The sequence below is a fragment of the uncultured Gemella sp. genome (genome assembly GCF_963515875.1).
Classification (GTDB): domain Bacteria; phylum Bacillota; class Bacilli; order Staphylococcales; family Gemellaceae; genus Gemella.
Window position 1 is genome coordinate 1 of the sequence record NZ_CAUPZX010000064.1, and the last position, 5,804, is coordinate 5,804.

At 30.6% G+C, this 5,804-nt stretch carries 6 protein-coding genes; 4 read left to right on the forward strand and 2 right to left on the reverse strand.

Going from position 1 to position 5,804, the window contains the following annotated elements:
- Both nrdD and RWL85_RS08280 read left to right on the forward strand, forming a co-directional pair.
- Nucleotides 1–473: anaerobic ribonucleoside-triphosphate reductase (gene nrdD / locus RWL85_RS08275; protein WP_314087019.1), on the forward strand; the 473-nt coding region annotated here is incomplete at its 5' end.
- Nucleotides 474–648: 175 nt separating this feature from the next.
- Nucleotides 649–1,209 carry a hypothetical protein gene (locus RWL85_RS08280; protein WP_314087022.1) on the forward strand — a complete coding sequence of 187 codons (561 nt, stop codon included), beginning with the start codon at nucleotides 649–651 and terminating at the stop codon, nucleotides 1,207–1,209.
- A gap of 51 nt (nucleotides 1,210–1,260) precedes the next feature.
- Here RWL85_RS08280 and RWL85_RS08285 read toward each other — a convergent pair whose 3' ends face one another.
- Together RWL85_RS08285 and RWL85_RS08290 are read right to left on the reverse strand one after the other, a co-directional pair.
- The gene (locus tag RWL85_RS08285; protein WP_314087025.1) at nucleotides 1,261–1,689 is read right to left on the reverse strand and encodes an HIT family protein; all 429 of its coding nucleotides are present in this window, start codon (nucleotides 1,687–1,689) and stop codon (nucleotides 1,261–1,263) included.
- A 15-nt stretch (nucleotides 1,690–1,704) separates the two neighbouring features.
- The gene (locus tag RWL85_RS08290) at nucleotides 1,705–2,529 is read right to left on the reverse strand and encodes a purine-nucleoside phosphorylase (RefSeq protein WP_314087027.1); all 825 of its coding nucleotides are present in this window, start codon (nucleotides 2,527–2,529) and stop codon (nucleotides 1,705–1,707) included.
- A gap of 367 nt (nucleotides 2,530–2,896) precedes the next feature.
- On the opposite strand from RWL85_RS08290, the gene RWL85_RS08295 reads away from it, so the two are divergent.
- Together RWL85_RS08295 and RWL85_RS08300 are read left to right on the forward strand one after the other, a co-directional pair.
- A complete protein-coding gene (locus tag RWL85_RS08295) occupies nucleotides 2,897–4,012 on the forward strand; it encodes a BMP family ABC transporter substrate-binding protein (protein WP_314087030.1) in 1,116 nt (371 codons plus the stop codon).
- A 585-nt stretch (nucleotides 4,013–4,597) separates the two neighbouring features.
- Nucleotides 4,598–5,704 (forward strand): BMP family ABC transporter substrate-binding protein, encoded by a 1,107-nt coding sequence (locus RWL85_RS08300; RefSeq protein ID WP_314087033.1) that lies wholly within the window; start codon nucleotides 4,598–4,600, stop codon nucleotides 5,702–5,704.
- Nucleotides 5,705–5,804 lie beyond the last annotated feature (100 nt).

Sequence of the window (5,804 nt, forward strand, 5' to 3'; positions counted from 1 at the left end):
ATAGATTTTGTCGTATGGATACTGAGAAGTTCGGTATTGTGGAAAATATAACAGATAAAGAATATTACACTAATTCTTATCACTATGATGTAAGAAAGAACCCAACGCCTTTTGAGAAGTTAGATTTTGAAAAAGATTATCCATATTATGCAAGCGGTGGATTCATTCATTATTGTGAATATCCGGTATTAAAACAAAATCCAAAAGCATTAGAAGCGGTATGGGACTTTGCTTATGACAAGGTAGGATATTTAGGAACAAATACACCAATTGACCGTTGTTATAAATGCGGACATGAGGGTGAATTTGAACCTACTAAAAAAGGATTTAAATGTCCAGAATGTGGTAATAGAGATCCAAAAAGCTGTGATGTTGTTAAGCGAACATGTGGTTATTTAGGTAATCCTCAAGCTCGTCCGATGATCAAAGGACGACACAAAGAAATAGTAGCAAGGGTTAAACATTTAAAATAAAAAATAAATTCTAATAGAAGTGGTATTCAATAATGTTTTTGATTACTGCTTCTATATTTTTTAATATGAATAACTTAAATACTTAATCTATAAAAATAAAATCCTTTAAATCCTTTACATTATCTGATTTTTTTGATAAAATCAATACTGATAATAATTTAGGAGGAATTCATACATGGGTAAAATTTTTAAAGGAGTCTTTTTAGGGGCGGTAAGTGCGGTAGGAGCATACTACTATAAAAATCCAAAAGAGTTAGAAAAACACAAAGAGTTACTTAAAGAAAATACTAAAATAGGAATTGAAAAATTAACTGCATATGTTAATGAGAAAACTCAAGAACTAGAAGCTAAAGCACAAGAGCAACAAGATGTGGCTAAAGAAAAATTAGAAGAATTAACAGCTGCAGAGAAAGTAGTAGAAGTAGAAGAAAACTTCGTTGAGTTAGGAGCTAAAGCTGAAGAAGTAAAAGAAGAAGTTGTAGCTGAAGTTGTTGGAAAAGCTGACGAAGTTAAAGAAACAGTTGAAGAAGTAGTAGAAGAAGCTGTTGAACAAACACAAGAAGTGGTTGCTGAACACTTTGAAGAAAAAGTTGAGCCAACTTTCGAAGAAATTCACGAGACAGTAGCTCCAATAATTGAAAAAGCAGAAGAAGTAAAAGAAGAGACGGAAGAAGTTGTAGAAGAAAAACCAAAAACAACTTTAGATTCTATCGTATCTTTATTCGCTTCAAAATAAGAAAATAAAAAGTAGCTAGGTAATTTAAGTATTACTTAGCTACTTTTTGTTTTATTTTAATCTATCAGAGATTGCTTTTCTGATTTCTTCAAATTCAGAAGGTTCAACTTTTTGTGGAGGCCATTTAACTTCTAAGTTATCGAAGTTTACATCTTTATCTTTGTATCTTGGTACGATGTGGAAGTGTAGATGGAACACGCTTTGTCCAGCATATTCTTCGTTATTTTGGAAAATATTAACTCCATCACAACCGTAGGCATCTTTTACTGCATTAGCAATTTTTGGTAGAACACGACCAATGTTTGCTGCAGTTTCAGGATCACAGTCAAAAATGTTTCTGCTGTGTTTTTTCGGAATTACAAGAGTATGTCCTTTTGTTATAGGAAATACATCTAAAAAGCTGTAGACATGTTCGTCTTCGTATACTTTGTAACTTGGGATTTCTCCGTCAATGATTTTTTCAAAAATAGTTTTTTCCATATTTAAATTCCTCTTTTATTTTAAGTTTTCTAATGTTTCAATTAAAAGTTTTTTTAGATTTACACTTATTTTTTGTGCTGTTTTAAGTACATGTTCGTGATCATGTTTTTTCTCTTGAATCCCTGTTGCCATGTTTGTAGCGCATGCTAATACAGCAACTGGCAGAGAAGCATGGTTTGCAGCGATTACTTCTGGCACTGTAGACATACCGACAAGATCACATCCCATTGTTTTGAATGCACGAATCTCAGCACGTGTTTCGAAATATGGACCTTGGAAGAATCCGTAAACACCAGTATGTAAGGTAATATCTAATTTTTTAGCTGAATTATGTAAGTTTTCAACTAAATATGGATCGAATGGAGTTGTCATATCCACGAATCTTTCACCAAGGCGGGGATCGTTTTCTCCCATTAGAGGGTTTTTGCTTACAAGTGAAATGAAGTCATCAAGACAAACGATATCACCTTCAGAAAAATCAGAATTTATAGCCCCACATGCATTAGTGATAAATAGTCCTTTTACTCCAAGGTGTTTAACTACATATGTCATAAAAGCAACTTCTTTCATGCTATATCCTTCGTAGAAGTGAAGACGTCCATTTAGTACAAGAACATTCTTTCCAGATATTTTACCAAATGTTAACTTGTTAGCATGCCCTTTTACACGGTTAGCATGTTTATTTCCTGGGAAAAGCGGAATAGCTTCATAACCAAGTTCTTGTTGGTCTTCAAGTTCTAAAGTAATACCACTTCCTAAGACTACTGCATAGTCTATTGGTTCGTTAAAATATTTCTTTATATATTTTGCAGTTTCTACAATATTTTCGTAATAAGTCATAATATAAATCCTCCTGAAAATGCTTTATCAAAATCATTATAGCATAAATAAATTAGAAAATATATAATTTTTAAATTATTTATTATGAATGTTTATAATAAATATTTGTAATTTATATTTAAATAAAATAATATAGTGAGCTGATAGAGTAAAATTTAGGAAACTATGTATAAAATAACAATGTTTAAGTTAATTTATACATATATATTAGTATAAATTTATATTTGCTTATGAAAGATTATATTAAAGTATATTAAAGTATATTAAATATTAATTTTATATTATAAGAAATATACAAATTTTTCTTTGAAAAGTGCTTTGAAATGTGATATTATGTACTTAGTACATATAATTTTAGGAGGATATTATGAAGAGATTACGTACTATTTTTGCAATTTTAGTTGCATTATCATTAATTGTTGTTGGTTGTTCTTCAAAGAATGCTAAAAATGACACTAAATCCGACGGTAAGAGCGGCTATAAAATTGGTGTCGTAACTGGTGAAGGTGGAGCAAAAGATAAAAGTTTTAACCAAGCTAACGTTGAAGCAATTCAAGCTTGGACAAAGGCTAACGGAGCAAAAGATCCAGTTGTATTAGAAACTAAAACTCAATCAGATTTAACTTCTAATTTACAAAACGCTGCAAAAGTGTCTGATATTATTTCTTTAGCTGGTTATGAATTTGAAAAAGAAATTCCTAAAGTAGCTGAGCAATATAAAGACAAAAAATTTATGTATGTTGATACTTTTGTTGATGCGCCAAATATTGCTTCATTAATCTTTAAAGAACAAGAAGCTGGTTATTTAGCTGGATATATTGCAGCTTTACAATCTAAAACAGGAAAAGTTGGTTATATTGGAGGAACTAAAATTCCACCAGTAGAAAGATTTGGAATTGGATTTGTTCAAGGTGCCAAAGCAGCTAAAAGTGATATTAAAGTGATGTATAACTATAGTGGTACATTCTCTGATACAAATAAAGGGAAAACATTAGCGGCTACTATGTATGACTCAGGTGCAGATGTAATCTTTGTTGCTGCAGGTAATACTGGTAATGGTGTAATCGCAGAAGCTAAAGAACGTGGTATAATCGATATGTCTAAAAGTGGAGAGATTAAACACTGGGTTGTGGGTGTAGATAAAGATCAATACGAAGAAGGTATTTTTAAAGGGAAAGATAAAGACGGAAAAGAATACCAAAAATCTGCGGTCTTAACATCAGCTGTTAAAAATATTGAAGTAGCAGTTACTAAAATATTAAATGAAATTAAAGAAGGTAAATTTACAAAAGGTGAACATGTCTTTGGTATTAAAGAAAATGGAGTAGGTATTCCAAAAGAAAATCCTAACTTAAGTGATGAAATTAAAACGAAAATCGCTAGTGCTATTGAAGAACTAAAATCAGGAAAAGTTCAAGTAGTAGGTACTGGAGATGAATTAAAAGCAAAAGGTTCAGCTACTAATATAGAAGGTGAACTATAGGTTATAAAATTAAGTTTTTAGAATACAATATATGACTATAAAGTTATTGTTTAATTACTAAAGAAGAATGACTCTAGAAAGAGTGGTTTTAATAAATCACTCTTTCTAGAGTTTTTTTAAATATTATAACTAATATCCAAATTGTAATAAAATTTTAAAATATTTATTTTGAAAAATATAAATGATGATATTGTTTAATATCTTGTTGATTTAAATTAAATTTTCAGGAGCTTAATAACAAAATGTTCGTATAATAAATATGGGTCTAAATGTTAATTTAACAATATTAATAAAGTGTGATAATTAATGTGTAATAATAAGAAATTTATAAAAGTACGTAAAATATTGAAAACGGTATAATAGTTTTTGAAATAGCTTGTTATTTGAGGACATTTAGTCAAAAAGAGCGTAGAATAAGAAAATTACTTTTTGAAACTATTAATTTAACAACTTTTTATAATCTAAAAACGAACATTATAAAAAAATCTTAACATTTAATAAATAAATTGTTGATGTTTTCAAGATAATGTGGTATTATTTAGATATAAACATTATACAAATACAAACAAAGGAGACTTTATTCTTATGAAAAAGATATTTTCATTAATCGCAGTTGTTTTATCAGCGGCATTAATTATCGTTGGATGTTCTTCTAAGTCATCTAATGAAAATTCATCTTCTAATAACTCTGGATTAAAAATCGGTGTTGTAACTGACGAAGGTGGAGCAAAAGATAAAAGTTTCAACCAAAGTAACGTTGAAACAGTAAAAGCTTGGACGGAAAAAAATGGTGGTAAAGCACTAAATCCAATCGAAACTAAAAACCAAAGTGATATTGCAGCGAACTTACAAAACGCAGCAAAAGCTTCTGATGTTATTTCATTAGCTGGTTTCTATTTTGAAAAAGAATTACCAAAAGTTGCAGATTCATTTGCAGATAAAAAATTCATTTTCATTGATGGTGTAGTTCAAAACAAAAATGTTGCTTCTGTAACATTCTCAGAACACGAAGCTGGATACCTAGCTGGATATGCAGCAGCTTTACAATCAAAAACTGGTAAAGTTGGATTTATTGGTGGAGCGAAAATTCCAGCAGTAGTTAAATTTGGTGTTGGATTCGTTCAAGGTGCAAAAGCAGCTAAAAAAGATATCAAAGTTGTTTACAACTACAGTGGTTCATTCAGTGATACAAACAAAGGTAAAACTTTAGCAGCAACTATGTTTGATGCTGGTGCTGATGTTATTTTCGTAGCAGCTGGTGGTACTGGAAGTGGATCTATTAAAGAAGCTCAAGAAAGAGCAACTAAAGATCTTAAAGAAAGTGGAGAAGTTAAACACTGGATCGTTGGTGTAGATAAAGACCAATATTCTGAAGGTGTATTCAAAGCTAAAGATAAAGATGGAAAAGATGTTGAAAAATCAGTTATCTTAACTTCTGCTGTAAAACGTATCGACGTAGCAGTAGCTAACATTTTAGACGCTATCAAAGCTAACAAATTTGAAGGTGGAAAAGCTAAAGTCTTCACAATCAAAGAAGATGGTGTTGGACTTCCAGCAGAAAACCCTAACTTAAGCGACGATATCAAAGCTAAAGTTAAAACAGCTGTTGAAGATTTAAAATCTGGTAAAGCAACAGTTGCAGCTGATGCAGCTGGTGTAGCTGACAAAGCTAATATCGACGGAGAACTTTAATTTTATAAGTTTATATATAAAGACCTAGTGTAAACTAGGTCTTTATCAGATTGTTGACAAAACGACCAAAATATCAATGAAGATATTGATGTTTTGGTCA